We start from the raw sequence: 17,487 nt of genomic DNA on the forward strand, positions 1-17,487 counted from the left end.
CCCCACCCGTGCCCGTATCTCTCGCCAAGGGTCAGAACGGCCCCCTCACCGCCACCGACGTCGTCGTCTCGCTCGAGCTGACCACCCCGGCCGACCTGTCTGCCCTGTTGGTCAAGCCCGACGGCAAGGTGCGCTCCGACGCCGACTTCGTCTTCTTCAACCAGCCCACCGGGCCGGGGGTGCGGCTCGTGCCGGGCGCTCCCGGACAGGCCGCCTCGCTGGCCGTGTCGCTGAACCAGGTGCCGGCGGACATCGACCAGGTGCGCGCGGTCATCACCCTCGACGACGCGTCGAGCAGCTTCGGCCGCTTCGCCCCGCCGACCGCGCGGGTCGCCGACACCGCGGGCACCGTCCTCTACGAGTACCGGATCGACGGCCTGAGCAGCGAGTCGATCGTGATCGCCCTCGAGCTGTACCGGCGGCAGGGCACCTGGAAGGTCCGAGCCGTCGGCCAGGGCTACGCGGGCGGATTCGCCGCCCTCGTGACCGACCACGGCGTGAGCGTCGACGACGCGCCGGCCGCCGCCCCGCAACCGGCGCAGCCCGTCCCGCCTGCACCCCCGGCAGCGCCGCCCGTCCCGCCGGCCTACGCCACCCCGCCGGCGACCGCCCCGCAGCCCTACCCGCAGCCGGCCCCGCCGCAGCCGTACGTGCAGGCCTCCGCGCCGCAACCGGCGCCGGACGCCCAGCCCGAGGTCAGCCTCACCAAGAGCCGGCCCGTCAGCCTCGTCAAGGGCCAGAAGGTCACCCTCCGCAAGGAGGGCGGCGTGGCCCTGACCTACCTGCGCATGGGGCTGGGCTGGGACCCGGTCGCGAAGCGGGGCCTGTTCGGCAATCGTGCCGCCGACATCGACCTCGACGCGTCGGCTGTGCTGTTCGCCGACCAGAATCTCGTCGACGTCGCGTACTACGGGCAGCTGCGCTCCAAGGACGGCTCGATCCAGCACCAGGGCGACAACCTCACCGGCGAGGGCGCCGGCGACGACGAGGTCGTGCTCGTCGACCTCACCCGCGTACCCGCCCACATCACGACCGTCATGTTCATCGTCACCTCGTACAAGGGCCACACCTTCGAGCAGGTCGCGAACGCGTTCTGCCGGCTGGTGGACGGCACCAACAACGCCGAGCTGGCCCGCTACACCCTGCAGGGCGGCATGCCGTTCACCGGCATGGTGATGGCCAAGGTGTACCGGCAGGGGCAGGACTGGAAGCTCCAGGCCATCGGCGAGGGGATCCAGGCCAAGCATCCCGGTGAGGCCGCGCCGCAACTCGGCCGGTTCCTGGTGTCCTGACGCCGTGACGGGGAGATTCACGGCGCTGGGGCGCTGAGCCCGGGGTCGAACCGGACATCCGCGCGGGGTTGTGCTCCTTGCGCGCGTCCGTACCCGCGCAAGAAGCACTTCTACGCGCAGGGACAGTCGCCCACTGCCCGACCCCCGACATAGGCACTCGCTATCGGTCGCTGTGGATCTTGGACTTTGTCCCCTCGACGCGGCGGTGGTCGACTGATCGGGCACGGCGGGCCCGGCATCGAGGCGCTCGCCGAACGGAACGAGGAGTGTGATGTGAGCGGTCTGCACCTTCCGCAGCGGGTCCGGCAGCACGCGGCGGAACGGCCGGACGCACTCGCACTGACCTGCGGCGACACCACCGTCACCTTCGCCGAGCTCGACGGGCGCACCAACCGGGTCGCGACCGCCCTGAACGGGCTGGCCCGGCGCGGCGGGCGGATCGGGGCCCTGCTGCGCATGCGCCTCGAGGCCGCCGAGACGTTCGTCGCCTGCGGGAAGGCGGGGCTGGTGTTCGTCCCCCTGAACTGGCGGCTCACCCCGGCGGAGGCCGCCCGCATCGCCGAGGACGCGGAACTCGACGTGCTCGTCGTCGAATCCGGGTTCGCCGCGGCAGCGGAGGCGATCCGTGCCGCGCTGCCCGGCCTGCCCGTCGTCCTCGTCGACGCCGAACCCGGCGACGAGCTGCTGCCGGGGGCGTGGACGTGGCAACGACTCGCCGGTAGCGGCACGGACGACGATCCCGGCCGCGGCGACGATCCCGACGCGGTCCTGTTGCAGCTCTACACCTCCGGCACCACCGGCACGCCGAAGGGCGTGCTCATCACGCACCGCAACCTCCACAACGACGAGGAGGGGCAGCGCATCTACCACTGGCAGCCCGAGTCGGTGGCGCTGAACGCGATGCCGCTGTTCCACATCGCCGGCGCCGGCTGGCTGAGCACCTGCCTGTCCGCCGGGGTGCACGCCGTCCTGCTCGGCGAGTTCCATCCGCGCACCGTCGCCTCGCTCGTCGAGCAGCATGGCATCACCCACGCGTTCCTGGTGCCCGCGACCGTGCAGATGCTGCTCGACCTGACCGACCTGGACTCGTTCGACCTGTCGAGCCTGCAGCTGATCTTCTACGGCGCCTCCCCGGTCACCCCGACGATGCTGCGGCGCGCCGTGCGCACCCTCGGCTGCGGCTTCGTCCAGCGTTACGGGATGACGGAGACGAGCGGGTCCGTCACCGCACTGCGCGTCGAGGACCACGACCCGACCGGTCCGCGCTCCTACCTGCTGCGCTCGGCGGGCCGCCCGATGCCCGGGGTGGAGATCGCCATCCGCGACGTCGTGACCGGGGAGGACCTGCCGGTCGGACAGTCCGGCGAGATCGTGTGCCGCTCCCGGCACAACACGTCCGGCTACTGGCGGCGCCCGGAGGAGACCGCGGCGCTGTTCACCGACGACGGGTTCCTGCGCACCGGCGACGCCGGCCACCTCGACGAGGACGGCTTCCTGTTCGTCACCGACCGGGTGAAGGACATGATCATCACCGGCGGCGAGAACATCTACCCGATCGAGGTGGAGTCGGTGCTCGCCGAGCATCCCGCCGTCGCCGAGGTCGCCGTGATCGGGGTGCCCGACCGCAAGTGGGGCGAGGCCGTCACCGCCGTCGTGCGGGTGGCCGACGGTACCGCCGCGCCGGACGCGAGCGAACTGGTCGCGTTCACCATCGGCCGGCTCGCCTCCTACAAGAAGCCGCAGCGCATCCACTTCGTGAGCGAGCTGCCGCGCAACGCCGGCGGCAAGATCCTCAAACGCACGCTGCGCGACAGCCTCGCGGAGGACGTGTCATGACGGCGGTCGAGGTCGTCGGCGTCGTGCAGCAGGAGGCGTGGCGGCGCGGTGAGCTGCCGCCGGTCGAGCAGGTCCGGCCCGGGCTGTGGTCGATTCCCGTGCCCATGCCGAACAATCCGCTGCGCTACGTGCTGGTCTACGCCCTGGCCCTGCCCGACGGCCTGGCCCTGATCGACGTCGGCTGGGACTCGGAACAGTCCTGGCAGGCCCTGGTCGACGGGATCCGGCAGACCGGGCACGACGTCACCGAGGTCCGGTTCGCGGCGATCACCCATCTGCACCCCGACCATTTCGGTCTGGCGCCGCGGCTGCGCGAGGTCAGCGGTGCCGCGCTGGCGATGCACGCCGCCGACGCGTCGCTGCTCGGCCACCACACCGCGACGGACCGGGAAGGGTACGCCGCGTCGTGGGCCCGGCAGCTGGCCCGGCTCGGAGCGCCCGAGGAGGTCCGATCGGGCGAGGTCATGGAACTGGTCCGCTTCGGGCCGTGCGAATCGCTCGACGTCGTACTCGACGACGGCACCCCCCTCGACCTGCCCGGCTGGGATCTGCGCGCCGTGTGGACGCCCGGCCACACCCCCGGTCACCTGTGCTTCGTCGACGACACCCACGAACTGGTGTTCAGCGGCGACCACATGCTCCCCCGCATCAGCCCCAACATCTCCACCATCCCGGGTGAGCTGCCGAATCCGTTGCACCGCTACCTGCTGTCGCTGCACGCCACCGTCGGCCTGCCCGACGGTGAGGTCTTCCCCGCGCACGAATACCGTTTCCGCGGTGTCGCTTCCCGGGCGCAGGCGCTGCTCGGCCACCACGAGGAACGGCTGGACGAGATCGCCGACGTCGTCTCCCGGCATCCCGGATCCACGGCATGGGAGGTCTCCACCCGGATCTCGTGGTCCCGGCCGTTCGAGACGATGTCGCCGCGGCTGCGCCGGCTCGCGGTGCGCGAGACCGACGCCCACCTGCTGGTTCTCGCCGACCGGGGAGTGGTCACCGGATGCGGCACCGATCCGGACCGCTGGACGCCGGCCGTGGCCACCCCCGTACGATAAGCGAGTGGACCTTCACCTCATCACCTACTTCGTCGCGGTCGTCGACCGAGGTGGGATCACGAAGGCCGCCCAGTCCCTCTACATTTCGCAACCGTCGCTGTCGCAGGCCATCCGGACTCTCGAACGTCGGCTCGGCACAACCCTGTTCGACCGCACGGGACGCCGGCTCACGCTGACAGAGGACGGACGCCGCCTCGACGTAGCGGCCCGCCGGATCCTTGCCGACGTCGAGCGTGCGAAGGCGAAGGTGGCCGCGGTACGCGAACTCGTCTCGGGCCGCGTCGACGTGGTGACGTACTCGTCGTTCTCCTTCGATCCGATGATCGAGCTCGCGCGCCGCTTCCGTGATCGCTACCCGCACATCCTGGTGCGGATCGTCGACGCGGACGGCCCGGGCGGTGTGCACACCGCGCTGCGACGCGGGGAGGCCGAGATCGGGGTGACCGACCTGTCGGTCGAACACGCCGGCATGATCACCGTGCCGCTGTTCGAACAGGAACTCGTGCTCGCCCTCCACCACGACCTCGCGGCCGACCTGCCGGATCCGGTCCCGCGCGTCCGTGTGCGGGACGTGCCGCTCGTCGTCGATGTCGGTGATCGCACCAACGCTGCGAAGGCCGGCGAGTTGCTTGCCGAGAACGCCGCCAACGTCGTCGTCGACTGCGCCCACCCGGCGGCGACATGGGAGCTGGTGTGCCTGGGCACCGGCGCGACGGTGGTGCCCAGGCCGGTGGCCGAACAGCAGATGCCCACGGTGACGGTGCGGCCCCTGGAACCGCCGCTGACGCGGCCGGTCGGGCTGGTGCTGCGTGCGGGTGAGCCGTCGCCGGCCGCGGCGGCGTTCCTCGAGGTCGCCTCGACACTGCGACAGGGAGCGTAGGACTGTGGATTTCCGGCAGGTGGAGTACTTCCTCGCGGTCGTCGAGAACAACGGCATCAACGGGGCGGCGGCCGCGCTCGGCGTCGCACAGCCGACGGTGTCGCAGGCGCTGCGCAGCCTCGAACGCGAACTCGGCGTCGAGCTGTTCCACCGCATCGGCCGCGGCATGGTCCTCACCGCAGCCGGGCGCAGCCTCGTCGGCCCGAGCCGGCAGATCCTGCGCGACGTGACCGCCGTCGAGGAGTTGCTGACCACGTCCGACGGCGCGGTCGCGGGCCGGCTCGACATCATGGCGTTCCCGTCGCTGTCCGTCGGACCGCTGGTGGAACTGATCGCCCGGTTCCGGCGCGAGTATCCGAAAGTGGCGGTGCGGCTCTCGCCGCTACGCGACGAGGAGCAGGTCGCGTCGTTGATTCGCGATGGCCACTGCGAGTTCGTCGTCGCGCACCTGCCGCTCGAGGGCGGTGACGGACTCGAGGTGATCGAACTCGGCGAACAGGAGTACTGGCTGGCGTATCCGCCGGGGTTCGAGGTTCCGGAGGGCCCGATCCACCTGTCCGAATTGCCGGACATTCCCATGGTGTTCGCGCCGACGGGCGCCTCGATGGTCGACGCGGTGGAATCGGCACTGCGCGCGGCCGGCGCCCGGCCGGAGATCTCCGTGCTCGTCGGCCAGCGCGAGGTCCGGCTGCCGATGGTGGCGGCTGGACTCGGCGGGTCGATCGTGGATCGGGTACCCGCCGAGGCCGCCGGGGACCGGGTCGTGGTCCGCGCATGCGAACCGCGGCTGGCGCGCGCGTACGGACTCGCCTTCGACCCCGCCTCTCTGTCGGCGGTCGGTCAGGCGTTCGTCGACCTGGTACGCCGGCGCTGACGCGCCGCCGGCGCTGACGCGCCGGTGCGCCCTTTGGGCGGCCCTGGCAACCCAAAGGACACACCGGCGGCTACGCCGCCTTTTCGAATACCGCGGCCAGGCCCTGGCCGCCGCCGATGCACATCGTCTCGAGGCCGTAACGGCCGTCGCGGCGGTGCAGCTCGCGGGCGAGCGTCGCCAGCATGCGGCCGCCGGTCGCGCCGACGGGGTGGCCGAGGGAGATGCCGGAACCGTGGACGTTGGTGCGTTCGAAATCGGCTGCGCCGAAATTCCATTCGCGGGTCACCGCGAGCGCCTGCGCCGCGAACGCCTCGTTGAGCTCGATGACGTCGACGTCCGCGAGGGTGATGCCGGCCTTCGCGAGGGCCTTCTCCGTGGCCGGGACCGGGCCGATGCCCATGATCTTCGGCGCCACGCCGGCCAGCCCCCAGGACACGACCCGAACCAGCGGGGTCAACCCCAGCTCCGCGGCCTTCTCCGGGGTCGTGACCAGGCACATCGATGCGGCGTCGTTCTGGCCGCTGGCATTGCCGGCGGTGACCGTCGCCTCGGGATCCTGCTTGCCCATGATCGGCTTCAGCCTCGCCAGCGACTCGACGGTGACGTCCGGACGGGGATGCTCGTCGGTGTCGATGACCTCGTCGCCGGCACGGGTGGTGACGGTGACCGGCACGATCTCCTCGGCGAGGATGCCGTTCTTCTGCGCGGCGACGGCCCGGGCATGGGACGACACGGCGAGTTCGTCCTGCTCGAGCCGGCTGATGCCGTAGTCGCGGCGCAGGTTCTCGGCGGTCTCGATCATGCCGCCGGGCACCGGGTAGTGGCGTCCGCCCGCGGTGGCGCGGGCCCGCACCAGACTGTCGTGCATCTGCACACCGGTGCGCGCACCGCCCCAGCGCATGTCGACGGAATAGAACGAGGCGTTGCTCATCGACTCGGCACCGCCGGCGACGACGACGTCGTTGTCGCCGTTGCCCACCTGCAGCGCTGCCTGGATGACGGCCTGCAGACCCGAGCCGCAACGACGGTCGATGTGCATGCCCGGCACCGTGATCGGGAGTCCGGCGTCGAGCGCGACGACACGGCCGATGGCCGGCGCTTCGCTGTTGCCGTTGCAGTGGCCGAGGATGACGTCCTCGATCGAGTCGGGGGCGATCCCGGTGCGGTCGAGCAGGCCCTTCAGGGCGGCGACACCGAGGTCTACGGCGTTGAGGGACTTGAACATTCCACCGTAGCGACCGATGGGGGTGCGGACGGGCTCGCAGATGACGACTTCGCGCATGACGACCTTCGGGAGAGGAGAGGGATAGTGAAAGAGACGGTGAGACAGGGACTCACATGAAGCGGCCGCCGGTGGCCTCGAGCACCGTGCCGGTCATGTAGGAGGACATGTCGGAGGCGAGGAACAGGGCCACGGATGCGATCTCGGACACCTCGCCCGGTCGGCCCATGGGAATCTCGCTCATCTTCTGATCCCACGCCTTCTGCGGCATGGCCTCGGTCATCGCGGAACGGATCAGGCCCGGCTGGATCGCGTTGACGCGCACGCCGTGGTGCGCCATCTCCTTCGCGGCGGCCTTGGTCAGGCCGACGATACCTGCCTTCGCCGCCGAGTAGTTGGTCTGACCGACCATCCCGACCTTGCCGGAGAGCGACGAGATGTTGACGATGGCGCCGCGCTTGGCGTCGCGCATGATCGCCGACGCCTTGCGGGTGCCGTGCCAGGTGCCCTTGAGGTGCACGGCGATCACCAGGTCGAAGTCCTCCTCGGTCATGGTGCGCATCGTCGCGTCGCGGGTGATGCCGGCATTGTTGACGACGACGTCGAGCGAGCCGAATCCGTCGACGGCCTCCGCGAGGAGCGTGTCCCACTCGTCCGCGTTCACGACGTCGCACCGCACCGCGCGGGCCACGTCGCGGCCGCCGAGCTTCTCGGCGGCGGCCGTGGCGGCGTCGAGGTCGAGGTCGCCGAGGACCACCCGGGCGCCGGCGTCGACGAACTCCTGTGCGATTGCGAAACCGATGCCCTGAGCGCCTCCGGTGACGACGGCGGTTCGGTTCTCCAGCAGTGACATGAGGTTCCTTTCGCACGAGCCTGCCCGGTCCGGGGACGGCGGGAAGACACCGATGAATCGAGGACGCGGGCGACGCCCGTCGGCTGATGCTCCGAATATACCGAGAGGACCGGTGATTCGACCCCGCCCGATTCATCGACAGTGCCTATGTGGTGATGGGGCGATTCGTATTGGACACCCGAGGTCCCGGAACCGATGGTGGTGTCATGACAACCTCGACTGCGATGCCGGCCACTGAGGTGGACGACGACGACTTCCAGGAAATCCTCGCCCAGACCCGCGCATTCGTGCGTGGCGTGGTCGTGCCGCGCGAACAGGAGATCGCCGACACGAACGCGATCCCCGACGACATCCGCGCCGCGGCCAAGGAGATGGGTCTGTTCGGGTACGCCATCCCGCAGCAGTGGGGCGGGCTCGGATTGAACCTGATGCAGGACGCCGAACTGGCGATGGAACTGGGCTACACCACCCTGTCGCTGCGGTCGATGTTCGGCACCAACAACGGCATCGCCGGCCAGGTCCTCGTCGGGTTCGGCACCGACGAGCAGAAGACGCAGTGGCTCGAGAAGATCGCCTCCGGCGAGGTCGTCGCGTCGTTCGCCCTCACCGAGCCCGGCGCCGGCTCGAACCCGGCCGGGCTGCGCACCAAGGCCGTGCGCGACGGCGACGACTGGGTGCTCACCGGTGAGAAGCGGTTCATCACCAACGCCCCGATCGCGGACCTGTTCGTCGTGTTCGCCCGCACCCGCCCCGCCGACGCGAACGGCACCGGCATCGCGGTGTTCCTCGTCCCCGCCGACACCGCGGGCGTGACGGTGGGCAGCAAGGACGCGAAGATGGGCCAGGAGGGGGCGTGGACCGCGGACGTGCACTTCGACCAGGTGCGGGTGCCGGCGGCGGCGCTGGTCGGCGGCAGCGAGGACGTCGGCTACAAGGCCGCGATGACGTCGCTGGCCCGGGGCCGGGTGCACATCGCGGCGCTGTCGGTGGGGCAGGCGCAGCGCGCGCTGGACGAGTCGGTGGCGTACGCGGCGACCGCCACGCAGGGCGGCACCGCGATCGGCAGCTTCCAGCTGGTGCAGGCGATGCTCGCCGATCAGCAGACCGGGGTGATGGCCGGGCGGGCGCTGGTGCGCGACGCGGCGCGGGCGTGGGTGGCAGGCACCGACCGGCGGATCGCGCCGTCGGCGGCGAAGCTGTTCTGCACGGAGATGGTCGGCAAGGTCGCCGATCTGGCGGTGCAGATCCACGGCGGCACCGGCTACATGCGGGAGGTGCCGGTCGAGCGGATCTACCGGGACGTGCGGCTGCTGCGCCTGTACGAGGGCACCAGCGAGATCCAGCGCCTGATCATCGGCGGCGGACTCGTCAAGCAGGCCCAGCGCGGCTGACCCGCACCCGTGCGTGGTTCTGGCAGCAAGGGCTACCAGAACCACGCACGGGCAGAACGGCCTCGCCGTGCGTGTTTCCGGTAGTCGGTACTACCGAAAACACGCACGGCGAGGATGGTTCAGCGCGTGGCTGCGGACTGCTCGAGCCGCGTCCGCAGGTCCGTCTTGAGCACCTTGCCCGCCGCGGAGGTGGGCAGTGCGTCCACGAGGACGATCTCGCGAATCTTCTTGTAGGGCAAGACCTGCTCGGCGACGAACGCCATCAGCTCGGCCGGGTCGGGTTGCGTGCCCGGCACCGGCACCACGAAGGCGACCGGTTCCTGGCCGACGCTGCCGGCCTCCCGGCCGACCACCGCGGCCGTCGACACCGCCGGATGGGACACCAGAATCTCCTCGAGCTCACGCGGATACACGTTGTAGCCCTTGTAGATCAGCATGTCCTTGGCGCGATCGCAGATGTAGACGTAGCCGTCGGCGTCGCGGTAGGCGATGTCGCCGGTGTCGAGCCAGCCGTCCACGTACTGCTGGGCCGTGATCTCGGGATGGCCGAGATAGCCGTCGGTCACCTGCGGCCCCCGGATCCACAGCTCACCGCGCTCGCCGTCACCGAGGACGACGCTCGGATCGCCCTGTGCCCGGATCTCGAGCTCGGTGTCGAAGAGGGGCAGGCCCACACTGCCGAGACGGTAGGCCGACCCGACGACCAGCGGCATGGCGGTGACCACGCACGTGCCCTCGGTCAGGCCGTACCCCTCGGCCACACGGGCGTTCGGGAACGCCACCTCCAGCGCCTCGAGCGTGACGTGATCGATCGGCGCCGCACCCGACGACACGACCCGCACCGACGTGGTGTCACGGCGTGCGACGTCCGGGTGGGTGGCCAGCGCATGCCACATGGCCGGGCTGCCGGTGATGTAGCTGACGCGGTGCCGCTCGACGAGCTCGAGCATGCGCGCGGGGTCGAATCGGCCCGCGAGTACCTGGGTGAGGCCGCACAGCAGCAGGAACGACGTGTTGATCAGCGCGTGGGCGTGGAACAGCGGGGACACGACGACGGTGGCGCCCTCGCCGGGGATCACCCCGTGCACGTCGAGCCCCTCGATCGGGCGCAGCGCGACCAGCCCGTCACCGGTGGTGACGACCTGGTGGGCGGCCCGCCAACCGCACATCTGGGTCACGTTGGCGACCACGTTGCGGTGCAGCACCCGCACACCCTTGGAGATGCCGGTGGTGCCGCCCGTGTAGGCCAGATGCGCGACGTCCGTTCCGGCGACGTGTGCCGGTGTGAACGCGGTGGGCTGTCCGGAGAGGAAGTCGTCGAACCGCACCACGGCCGCGGACGTGGGCGGTGCGGACACCGGGTCGTCGGATGCCACCACGATCGTCGCGACGGTGGTGCCCGCGGCGGCGCCGAGCAGCACTCCCAACTGCTGCGTCTGGGTGACGGCCGCGACGGCGCCGGTCTCCTCGATCTGCTTGCGCAGACCCGGTTCCGGTTGCAGCGGGTTGACCAGCGTCACGGTAGCCCCGGTGCGTAGCGCGCCGTAGTAGGCGACGAGAAACTCGATGCAGTTGCCCACGTGCATCAGCACCACGTCGCGCGGAGCCACACCGGCCGCCGTCAGCGCGGAGGCGAACTGCGCGGACCGCTCGTCGAGCTCGCGGTACGTGCAGGTTCGCTCGCCGTCGACGACGGCGGGGCGGTCGCCGTACAGGGCGGCCATGCTCGGCGCCCACACACCCATCGTCACGTCCGGGTAGGTCAGGGACAGGGCGGGCACGTCGGTGCTCATCGTCGCCACCTCAGCGCGGGGCCATGCGGATGGCACCGTCGAGTCGGATGGTCTCACCGTTGAGGTAGCCGTTCTCGAGGATGTTGGTGGCCAGCCGGCCGAACTCGTCCGGGCGGCCCAGGCGCGCCGGATTCGGCACGGTCTTCTCGAGCGAGGCCCGCACGTCGTCGCGCAGGCGGGCGAGCAGCGGGGTGTCCATGATGCCCGGCGCGATCGTGTTGACCCGGATGTTCTTGCTCGCCAGGTCGCGGGCGGCGACGACGGTCATGCCGACGATGCCGGCCTTGGACGCCGAGTAGTTGATCTGGCCGATCTGGCCCTCGAACGCCGCGACGGAGGCGGTCATGACGATGGCACCGCGCTCGCCGTCGACCGGTTCGAGTGCGGCCATGCGCTCGGCGCCGAGGCGCAGCGCGTTGAACGACCCGATGAGATTGAGGCGGATCACGAACTCGAAGTCCTCGAGCGAACCGGCCTTGCCGTCCTTCTCGAGGATCCGCATCTTGCGGCCGGCGCCGGCGCAGTGCACGAGCCCGCGCAGACCGCCGCGCTCGTGCGCGACGTCCAGGGCGGCGGCGAACTGCTCGGCGTCGGTGACGTCGGCCGCAGCGAACGTGGCGCCGTCACCGAGGGACTTCGCGACGTCGGCGCCCGGTGAGCCGGGCAGGTCGACGAGGGTGACGGTGCCGCCGGCGTCGAGGACGCGGCGGGCGGTGGCCAGGCCGAGACCGGAGGCGCCGCCGGTGATCGCGACGGAAAGACCCTTCAGTTCCATATCTTTCGTTCCTTTGCGTGAAGTGCGTGTCAGAGCAGTTCGAGAATGGTGGCGTTGGCCATGCCGCCGGCCTCGCACATCGACTGCAGACCGTATCGGATTCCGTTGTCGCGCATGTGATGTGCCAGTCGAGTCATGAGGATCGCGCCGGATCCGCCGAGCGGGTGCCCCACGGCTATGGCGCCGCCGACCGGGTTCAGGCGCGCGTCGTCGACGCCGGTCTCGGCCTGCCACGCGAGCGGAACCGGTGCGAACGCCTCGTTGATCTCGAAGGCCCCGATGTCGTCGAGCGACAGGCCCGACCGGTCGAGGGCCTTCTGGGTGGCGGGGATCGGTCCGGTGAGCATGATGACCGGGTCGTCGGCGGCGACGACGGCGGTGTGGATCCGCGCCATCGGCGTCCACCCCTGGGCGGCCGCGTACTCGCTGGTGGTGACGAGCAGGGCTCCCGCGCCGTCGGAGATCTGCGAGGAGTTGCCGGCATGGATCACCCCGTCCTCCTTGAAGACCGTCTTCAGCTTGGCGAGCGATTCGACACTGCCGCCGCGGCGGATACCCTCGTCGGCGGTCAGCCCGGCGATCGGCGCGAGCTGCCCGGTGAAGGCTCCGGCGTCGGTCGCGGCGGCGGAACGCTCGTGCGAACGCAGCGAGAACTCGTCGAGGAGGGTGCGGGACAGGCCCCACTTCTCGGCCATCATCTCCGCGCCGACGCCCTGGCTGAAGCCGTCGACGCCGAACCGGTCGAGCACCTCCGTCGGGAAGTGCTCGCCGTTCTTCGCGGCCGTGCCCATCGGCACCCGGCTCATCACCTCGACGCCGCCGGCGATCACCACGTCGTTCTGGCCGGACAGGACGGTGGCGGCGGCGAACGAGACCGCCTGCTGGCTCGAACCGCAGGCCCGGGTCAGCGTGGTGGCCGGAACCGTCACGGGCCAGCCGGCGGCGAGCACCGCCGAGCGGGAGACGATGCCGGCCTGCTCGCCGACCTGGCTGACGCAACCCCAGATCACGTCGTCGACGGTGCCCGGATCGAGCCCGACCCGTTCGGCCAGCGCCGTCAGCACATGTGCCGACAGGTTGACGGGGTGGATCTCGGACAGGGCGCCGCCCCGGCGTCCGACGGGGGTGCGGACGGCATCGACGATCACGGCATCGCGCATGGGTGGATCCTTTGCAGTAGCGGGAGACGACGACCGGCCGGGTGGTGGCCCTCGATATCGAGTCGATCACGCACCCGGCCGGTGGGGAAAGGACATTCGGTGGATGGCTCCGTTAGGCGGAAGCTATGCCTTCGCGGGGGCCTCCGACCGGATGACGGCGCGGTCGCGTTCCGGGTTCGCGAAGACCAGGACCAGGATCGCGGCGACGATGCCCAGCGCACCGATGACCTGGAACGCGGTCGCGTAGCCCTCGGCCGCGGTGGCGGCGTTGTCGACGAGCACACCGGTGCCGTAGGGGGCGACGAGGCCGCCGACGGCCATGAGCGCGAGGAACACGCCCATCGTGCCGGCGGTCTGCTGCGGCGGGCACAGCTCGGAGATCGCGGCGTTGATGAGGGGGAAGGCGATCGCCCCGAAGCCGTAGCCGATGGACACGGCCGCGACCGCCAGGGCCGGGGTGCCGATGCTGGGCAGGAACACCAGGACGGAACCGCAGATCAGGACACCGGCACCGGGAACGATGATCCGCACGACGCGGGAGCGGTAGCCGCGCTGGGCGAGCCGGTCGGTGACCGAACCGGACGTGACCATCAGGATCAGGCCGACGATCGACGGCAGGGCGAACATCGAGCCGGCCTGCAGGGCGCTGTAGCCGAGACCCACCTCGAAGTAGGAGGGCAGCCAGGTCAGCACGACGGTGGTGAGCGCGTAGACGACCATGATCAGGACGACGCAGCTGAGGAACGTGCGGGTGAGGAAGATCTTCTTCCACGGCACCGACGGCTCGGTGGAGGCGGCGCCGGTCCCCTTCTTCACGGCCGTCGCGGTGAACGGGCCTTCCTTCCAGCCGGTCAGCCACGACGCCATCCACAAGGCACCGAGGATCGACAGCGCGATCAGGGCGGCGCGCCAGCCCCACTGGACGGTGATGTAGGCGAGGATCGGAGCGAGGGCGATCTTCGCGACCGACGCCGAGCCGGCGAGGAACGCGCCGGGCAGGCCGCGCTTGGCCGGGGGATGCCAGGAGTACGCGGCGGTGTGCATGAGCGCGGAGCTGGGGCCCTCGGCCAGGCCGAGCAGCATGCGGGTGACGATCAGCATCACCAGGCTCGCCGAGACGACCAGCGGCAGCATGACCACCGACCAGACGGCGCCCAGCGCCAGCAGCGCCCACCGCAGGGTGAGGTACTTGTTGAGGGGGCCGGCGAGGAAACCGCCGAGCGTGAAGGTCACGAAGAACAAGGATCCGACGAGGCCGATCTGGGAGGAGGACAGTCCCAGCTCGCGAGCCAGCGGCTGCGCGATGATGCCCAGCACAGCCTTGTCGGCATAGTTGACGACGTACAGGAAGATCACGAGGCCGGTCATGCCCCACGCCTGCTTGCCGCTGACGAGTGGGGTAGCCCCCTTCGGCGGGGCGCCGTGCGCTGCGTCGTGCGAGATTTCGCCAGTGGTCACCGGAGTGTCCCCTTAATGGCTCGAAGGGATGTGTCGGTCGGACGGTGCGTCGTCGACCGAGAGATGTGCACCGATCAGGCGCTCGGCATCCATTCAACGTGGTGTAGGTCACTGAAGCAATGTCCGGTCGGTGAATCGACCGATCACCGATACCTATGGACTTCCGGCGGTGCGAACGGGGCCATTGACGGCCGCTAACCGACCTATAGCCGAACGGTGTTGGTCCTACGGTCCGGCGGTGCTGCATATTTGGCCGTACAACTTCGTCGGCGCGTTCCGGGCTCCGACGTCCGGGCGGATGAGGACAGGCGACATGAACCCCACTGCTTCCATCGACGAGCTCCCCTCGTCCACCGCGCCCCTGGCCGGGGTGCGGGTCGTCGAGGTCTCGAGTTTCATCGCGGCTCCCCTGTGCGGCATGACGCTCGCGCAGCTCGGTGCCGAGGTCGTCCGCGTGGACCCGATCGGCGGGGCCGCCGACTACCATCGGTGGCCCGTCACCGACGACGGCGAATCGATCTACTGGGCGGGTCTGAACAAGGGCAAGCGTTCCTTCGCCGCCGACTTCCGGGATCCAGAGGCGCACAGTCTGATCCGTGATCTGATCACCGACGCCGGGGTGCTCGTCACCAACGCGGCCGGGCGGGACTGGCTGGACTACGACAGCCTCGCCGCGATCCGTCCCGACCTGATCCACGTGCAGGTCCTCGGCCGCGCCGACGGCGGCTCCGCCGTCGACTACACCGTCAACGCCGCCGCCGGCTTCCCGCTCGCCACCGGTCCCGTCGGCCACGACGGCCCGGTCAATCACCTGCTGCCGGCGTGGGACCTCGCATGCGGTCTCTACGCCGCGCTGTCGGTGGCGTCCGCGGTGCACCGCCGCGAGGTCACCGGCGCGGGCGCCAAGATCGTGCTGCCGCTCGAGGACGTCGCCCTCGCCACCGCCGGAAACCTCGGCTATCTCGCCGAGGCCCAGCTCGGCGGGCCCGAACGCGACCGCATCGGCAACTCCGTCTACGGCACCTACGGGCGCGACTTCACCACGTCCGACGGCGCCTCCTTCATGGTCGTCGCGCTGACCCCGCGGCACTTCCGGGACCTGACCGACCTGACCGGCACGACGACCGCGGTGGGCGCGCTCGAATCCGCCCTGGGCGCCGACTTCCGCGACGAGGGCGACCGCTACCGGCACCGCGAGGTGCTCGACGCGTTGTTCGCCGTGTGGTTCCGCGAGCACACCGCCGCCGAGGTGGCCACCTCCCTCGCGGGCACCTCGATCCTGCACGAGCGGTACCGCACCTTCGCCGAGATCGCGAAAGACCCTCGCGTGACCGCCAATCCGATGTTCCAGTACGTCGACCAGCCGCGTGTCGGCGGACACCTGGCCCCCAGCCTGCCGATGTCGTTCGACGGTATCCACCCCACCCCCCGGCCGGCGCCGGCCAACGGCGACGACACCGCCGCCGTCCTCGCCGAGCACCTGGGCCTGACGCCTCAGGAGATCGATCGCCTCGCCACCGACGGGACCATCCGGGTTCCCGCCGGCACCCTCCCCGCCCTCGAGAAGGACCTCGCCGTATGACCCGCCTCGCCCAGACCCTCGGCCTGACCGAGTTCCAGACCGAGATCCTCGCGACCGTCCGGCGGTTCGTCGACCGCGAGATCATCCCGAACGCCCAGGAACTCGAGCATTCGGACACCTACCCGCAGGACATCGTCGATCAGATGCGCGAGATGGGCCTGTTCGGGCTGATGATCCCCGAGGAGTACGGCGGACTCGGCGAGTCGCTGCTGACCTACGCGCTGTGCGTCGAGGAGCTCGCCCGCGGCTGGATGAGCGTGTCCGGTGTGATCAACACCCACTTCATCGTCGCCTACATGCTGCGTCAGCACGGCACCGACGAGCAGAAGAACTACTACCTGCCGAAGATGGCCACCGGCGAGACGCGCGGTGCCTTCTCGATGTCCGAACCGGAACTGGGCTCGGACGTCGCCGCGATCCGCACGAAGGCCAAGCGCGACGCCGACGGCGACTACGTGGTCAACGGCCAGAAGATGTGGCTGACCAACGGCGGCAGCTCCACCCTCGTCGCCGCCCTGGTGCGCACCGAGGAAGGTGCCGCCAAGGCGCACGAGAACCTCACCACGTTCCTCGTCGAGAAGCCCGCCGGCTTCGGCGAGGTCGCCCCGGGCCTGACGATCCCCGGCAAGATCGACAAGATGGGCTACAAGGGGATCGACACCACCGAACTGATCTTCGACAACTACCGCGCCAAGGCCGCCGACGTTCTCGGCGGCACCCCGGGCAAGGGTTTCTACCAGATGATGGACGGGGTCGAGGTCGGCCGCGTCAACGTCTCCGCCCGCGCCTGCGGCGTCGCCGTCCGCGCGTTCGAGCTCGCCGCCCGGTACGCGCAGCAGCGCACCACGTTCGGCAAGCCCATCGCCCAGCACCAGGCGATCTCGTTCTCGCTCGCCGAGATGGCCACCAAGGTCGAGGCCGCCCACCTGATGATGGTCAACGCGGCACGCCTGAAGGACTCCGGCGAACGCAACGACGTCGCTGCCGGCATGGCGAAATACCTCACCAGCGAGTACTGCTCGGAGGTCACCCAGGCCAGCTTCCGCATCCACGGCGGCTACGGCTATTCCAAGGAGTACGAGATCGAGCGGCTCATGCGCGAGGCACCGTTCCTGCTCATCGGCGAGGGCACCAGCGAGATCCAGAAGACGATCATCAGCAAGGGTGTCCTGCGCGAATACGCACTGTAGTCCCGATCCAGCTGTAGCCCCGATTCAGCTGTAGCCCCGATCCAGCTGTAGCCCCGATCCAGCTGTAGCCCCGATCCAGCTGCAGCCCCGATCCAGCTGCAGTCCCGATTCAGCTGCAGTCCCCAT

14 protein-coding genes are annotated in these 17,487 nt (G+C 70.2%); 8 read left to right on the forward strand and 6 right to left on the reverse strand.

The features are described 5' to 3' along the window. Window positions 1–8 precede the first annotated feature (8 nt). The 5 genes from F1734_RS00545 to F1734_RS00565 all read left to right on the forward strand — a co-directional run bounded on the left by F1734_RS00545 (window position 9) and on the right by F1734_RS00565 (window position 5,937). Window positions 9–1,292 (forward strand): TerD family protein, encoded by a 1,284-nt coding sequence (locus F1734_RS00545; protein WP_040269938.1) that lies wholly within the window; start codon window positions 9–11, stop codon window positions 1,290–1,292. A 273-nt stretch (window positions 1,293–1,565) separates the two neighbouring features. Then, a complete protein-coding gene (locus F1734_RS00550) occupies window positions 1,566–3,128 on the forward strand; it encodes a long-chain-fatty-acid--CoA ligase (RefSeq protein WP_203011224.1) in 1,563 nt (520 codons plus the stop codon). Then, entirely contained in the window at window positions 3,125–4,183 is a 1,059-nt protein-coding gene (locus F1734_RS00555; RefSeq protein WP_010594105.1) for an MBL fold metallo-hydrolase, read from the forward strand. The genes F1734_RS00550 and F1734_RS00555 overlap by 4 nt, the downstream gene beginning before the upstream one ends. A 4-nt stretch (window positions 4,184–4,187) precedes the next feature. Continuing rightward, window positions 4,188–5,063, forward strand: coding sequence for a LysR family transcriptional regulator (locus F1734_RS00560; RefSeq protein WP_010594106.1), 876 nt, complete (start codon window positions 4,188–4,190; stop codon window positions 5,061–5,063). 4 nt (window positions 5,064–5,067) lie between these two features. Then, on the forward strand, window positions 5,068–5,937 hold the full coding sequence (locus F1734_RS00565) for a LysR family transcriptional regulator (RefSeq protein ID WP_026137612.1): 870 nt from the start codon (window positions 5,068–5,070) through the stop codon (window positions 5,935–5,937). A gap of 70 nt (window positions 5,938–6,007) precedes the next feature. Here the strand turns inward: F1734_RS00565 and F1734_RS00570 are convergent, their stop codons facing one another. Both F1734_RS00570 and fabG read right to left on the reverse strand, forming a co-directional pair. Beyond that, window positions 6,008–7,219 carry an acetyl-CoA C-acetyltransferase gene (locus F1734_RS00570; protein WP_040269941.1) on the reverse strand — a complete coding sequence of 404 codons (1,212 nt, stop codon included), beginning with the start codon at window positions 7,217–7,219 and terminating at the stop codon, window positions 6,008–6,010. A 52-nt stretch (window positions 7,220–7,271) separates the two neighbouring features. After that, window positions 7,272–8,012 (reverse strand): 3-oxoacyl-ACP reductase FabG, encoded by a 741-nt coding sequence (fabG, locus tag F1734_RS00575; protein WP_203011225.1) that lies wholly within the window; start codon window positions 8,010–8,012, stop codon window positions 7,272–7,274. Between the two features lie 206 nt (window positions 8,013–8,218). On the opposite strand from fabG, the gene F1734_RS00580 reads away from it, so the two are divergent. Next, window positions 8,219–9,403, forward strand: a complete 1,185-nt coding sequence (locus F1734_RS00580; protein WP_026137613.1) for an acyl-CoA dehydrogenase family protein — start codon at window positions 8,219–8,221, stop codon at window positions 9,401–9,403. Between the two features lie 119 nt (window positions 9,404–9,522). Here the strand turns inward: F1734_RS00580 and F1734_RS00585 are convergent, their stop codons facing one another. The 4 genes from F1734_RS00585 to F1734_RS00600 all read right to left on the reverse strand — a co-directional run bounded on the left by F1734_RS00585 (window position 9,523) and on the right by F1734_RS00600 (window position 14,589). Further along, complete coding sequence (locus tag F1734_RS00585; protein ID WP_203011226.1) at window positions 9,523–11,196, reverse strand: class I adenylate-forming enzyme family protein; 1,674 nt, start codon at window positions 11,194–11,196, stop codon at window positions 9,523–9,525. A gap of 10 nt (window positions 11,197–11,206) precedes the next feature. Continuing rightward, window positions 11,207–11,971 (reverse strand): SDR family NAD(P)-dependent oxidoreductase, encoded by a 765-nt coding sequence (locus F1734_RS00590; RefSeq protein ID WP_203011227.1) that lies wholly within the window; start codon window positions 11,969–11,971, stop codon window positions 11,207–11,209. 29 nt (window positions 11,972–12,000) lie between these two features. Continuing rightward, window positions 12,001–13,131, reverse strand: coding sequence for a thiolase family protein (locus tag F1734_RS00595; protein WP_040269944.1), 1,131 nt, complete (start codon window positions 13,129–13,131; stop codon window positions 12,001–12,003). 123 nt (window positions 13,132–13,254) lie between these two features. Continuing rightward, complete coding sequence (locus F1734_RS00600) at window positions 13,255–14,589, reverse strand: MFS transporter (protein WP_203011228.1); 1,335 nt, start codon at window positions 14,587–14,589, stop codon at window positions 13,255–13,257. Window positions 14,590–14,902: 313 nt separating this feature from the next. On the opposite strand from F1734_RS00600, the gene F1734_RS00605 reads away from it, so the two are divergent. Together F1734_RS00605 and F1734_RS00610 are read left to right on the forward strand one after the other, a co-directional pair. Next, a complete protein-coding gene (locus tag F1734_RS00605; RefSeq protein WP_017680121.1) occupies window positions 14,903–16,171 on the forward strand; it encodes a CoA transferase in 1,269 nt (422 codons plus the stop codon). Then, complete coding sequence (locus tag F1734_RS00610) at window positions 16,168–17,361, forward strand: acyl-CoA dehydrogenase family protein (protein ID WP_010594117.1); 1,194 nt, start codon at window positions 16,168–16,170, stop codon at window positions 17,359–17,361. The genes F1734_RS00605 and F1734_RS00610 overlap by 4 nt, the downstream gene beginning before the upstream one ends. Window positions 17,362–17,487: the final 126 nt, after the last annotated feature.

It is taken from the genome of Rhodococcus ruber (genome assembly GCF_016804345.1).
In the GTDB taxonomy this organism is placed as follows: Bacteria; Actinomycetota; Actinomycetes; order Mycobacteriales; family Mycobacteriaceae; genus Rhodococcus; species Rhodococcus ruber.